At 49.5% G+C, this 471-nt stretch carries 1 rRNA gene; it reads right to left on the bottom strand.

The features are described 5' to 3' along the window. Positions 1-471 (bottom strand): 23S ribosomal RNA (locus OCT63_RS21435); the annotation flags it as partial.

Below are 471 nucleotides of genomic sequence, written 5' to 3'. Positions count from 1 at the left end.
ACGCCCAGTTAAGACTCGGTTTCCCTACGGCTCCCCTAAACGGTTAACCTTGCTACTAAAATTAAGTCGCTGACCCATTATACAAAAGGTACGCAGTCACACCACGAAGGTGCTCCTACTGCTTGTACGTACACGGTTTCAGGTTCTATTTCACTCCCCTCACAGGGGTTCTTTTCGCCTTTCCCTCACGGTACTGGTTCACTATCGGTCAGTCAGTAGTATTTAGCCTTGGAGGATGGTCCCCCCATATTCAGACAGGATATCACGTGTCCCGCCTTACTCGATTTCACTGATGATGATGTGTCGGTTACGGGGCTATCACCCTTTACTGCGCCACTTTCCAGAGGCTTCACCTGCATCATTAAAAGCTTAAGGGCTAATCCAATTTCGCTCGCCGCTACTTTCGGAATCTCGGTTGATTTCTCTTCCTCGGGGTACTTAGATGTTTCAGTTCCCCCGGTTTGCCTCCTG

The organism is Vibrio sp. RW (assembly GCF_027587105.1).
GTDB classification, from domain to species: domain Bacteria; phylum Pseudomonadota; class Gammaproteobacteria; order Enterobacterales; family Vibrionaceae; genus Vibrio; species Vibrio toranzoniae.
The sequence above is the reverse complement of the archived record's forward strand: the minus strand, read 5'-3'. Positions and strand labels throughout refer to the sequence as shown.